1 pseudogene is annotated in these 1,160 nt (G+C 69.4%); it reads left to right on the top strand.

The features are described 5' to 3' along the window. Positions 1-1,160 (top strand): annotated as a pseudogene (locus tag BT115_RS18205) (hypothetical protein); the annotation flags it as partial.

Genomic DNA, 1,160 nt, shown 5'->3' with positions numbered 1-1,160 from the left:
ACGAATGCGACGGCCACCGGTTACGGCAGTGTCGCGACGGGACAGAACAGTGCAGCGTACGGCGCGGGTGCACAGGCCAACGGTCCGGGCAGCGTCGCGGTCGGTGGCGTGGCGGTGAATGAAGACGGCGATCCGCTCATCACCAACCAGGGCGTGCCGGTGGATACGGCCGCCACGACGGCGGCCGTCGGTGGCACGGCGGTGGGTGCGAGTGCGCAAGCCAACGGCTTCGCGTCGTCGGCCTTCGGTGTCGGTGCCTACGCCAGCGGTGCGCAAGCGACAGCGGTCGGTGCGGTCGCCAATGCGATTGGCGATTACTCCACGGCCGTCGGTACACAGAGTGCCGCCACCGGCGTGAGCAGCGTCGCGGTCGGCGAGACGTCGCAGGCCACGGGTGAGGAAAGCGTGGCAGTCGGCGGTTCGGCGTACGGCGGCTTCGTTCCCACGATCGCCAGCGGCATCGGCGCATCGGCCTTCGGCAATGGCGCTTGGGGCACGGCGGACTACACGACGTCTGTCGGCTGGTCGAGCACGGCAGATCATCTCAATGCCACGGCGGTCGGTGCGGTGGCCGGCGCGCTCGACGTCGATGCGGTCGCGGTCGGTTATCGCAGCGCGGCGATCGGTGGGCAGAGCACGACGGTCGGAACCAACTCGTTCGTCTGGGGCCAGAGCGCCTCCGCCTATGGCGCGAACACGTCCATCTCGGGCGATAACAGTACGGGCCTCGGCGGTGCCTCGACGATTGATGGCGCCAATAGCACGGCGGTCGGTGCAAACAGCACCGTGACGGGCGCGGGATCGACGGCCACCGGCGAAAGCAGTGCAGTCACGGGTGACGAATCCACTGCGAACGGTCACGGCGCGATTGCCACCGGCACCGGCGCGTCGACGTTCGGCGCCGGCAGCCTTGCCAGCGGCGACTACACGACGGCAGCAGGCCAGGGCGCCTATGCCGGTGCGACAGGTGCCAGCGCATTCGGATCGGGCGCGGTAGCGACGCAGCAGTTCGCGACCTCGACCGGTTACGGTGCAGTCGCGTCGGGCCAGAACAGTGCAGCGTATGGATCGGGCGCGCAGGCCACGGCCAACGGCACGACGGCGATCGGCGGCCAGGCGTTGGACGCGGACGGCAAGCCGTTGATCACGTACACGGCCAC

It is taken from the genome of Luteibacter sp. UNCMF366Tsu5.1 (genome assembly GCF_900119235.1).
Classification (GTDB): domain Bacteria; phylum Pseudomonadota; class Gammaproteobacteria; order Xanthomonadales; family Rhodanobacteraceae; genus Luteibacter; species Luteibacter flocculans.
This window is presented reverse-complemented; position numbering and strand designations above follow the sequence as displayed.